The sequence below is a fragment of the Frankia sp. CcWB2 genome, assembly GCF_977927585.1.
Map to the genome: position 1 here is coordinate 1 of NZ_CDWRCM010000070.1, position 836 is coordinate 836.

Sequence of the window (836 nt, forward strand, 5' to 3'; positions counted from 1 at the left end):
CACCCGTGGGTGGCGGGCTCGCCGCGAGCGTTCTGCTGCTCGTCGGCTTCGCGATGATCGGAGCCTTCAACGTTTTTGCCTTCGGTGCCCTCGCCGGCTTGTGGGCGCTGGGTATCGCATGGATCATGGTGCTCGGCCCGCGGGCCATCGATCGCCGGGTCGTCCGCGCTCGGCTGCGGGGGGTGCTGCGGGGGTGCGGGAGGCGTGGCGGAGACGACGGTGGCCCGGTGCCTTGTTCCCGTGGGCCCGGGACTGCGTGACACGCCGGTGGCCTGGGTAGGACACGCCCATGGGTACGAGTGGGTTCGGCTATGGCGACCAACGACCCGGATCAGGTGATCTGCTGCAGACCCTCGTCGCCGGTCTGGATCAGACCGAGCGGGAAGATACCCTGCGGCTGTTGCGACGGCGGCTGGTGGAGGACCGGGCCGCCGCGTGCGGCGGCCAGCGGGACCGTCAGGTGGATGTCGGCCCGCGGACCCGGGCGGCGCGTGGGCCGACGAAATCGCAGGCCGCGGGCATCCATCGCCACCGCGGGTGAGCCACCCCGGGTGAGCCACCCCGGATGAACGGGGGCGTCAGGGCGAACGGTGGCGTCAGCCGCAGCAGCCACCGCCGCAGCACGCGCCCCCGCCGGCGGACGGCGCGGCCGTGGCCGGAGCCGGCGTGGCCGAGCCGCGGCTGACGGCGATCGCAGAGAAGATCCGCGAGGTCTCGGTGTGTCCGGAGGGGCAGCTCACCGCGCTGTCCGGCACGGACCCGTGCATGCTGCGGCGGACCTCGAACGATGCGTCACATACCCGGCAGCGGTAGTCATAGGCAGGCACGGCACCAGG

At 72.8% G+C, this 836-nt stretch carries 2 protein-coding genes and 1 pseudogene; 2 read left to right on the forward strand and 1 reads right to left on the reverse strand.

Annotated features, from left to right (window positions below; all coding sequences use genetic code 11):
• Positions 1-260 (forward strand): annotated as a pseudogene (locus tag ACY45C_RS09715) (hypothetical protein); the annotation flags it as partial.
• 29 nt (positions 261-289) lie between these two features.
• Entirely contained in the window at positions 290-541 is a 252-nt protein-coding gene (locus tag ACY45C_RS09720; RefSeq protein ID WP_011434801.1) for a hypothetical protein, read from the forward strand.
• 55 nt (positions 542-596) lie between these two features.
• On the opposite strand, the gene ACY45C_RS09725 is transcribed toward ACY45C_RS09720, so the two are convergent.
• Positions 597-827, reverse strand: a complete 231-nt coding sequence (locus ACY45C_RS09725) for an FmdB family zinc ribbon protein (RefSeq protein WP_462187309.1) — start codon at positions 825-827, stop codon at positions 597-599.
• Positions 828-836 lie beyond the last annotated feature (9 nt).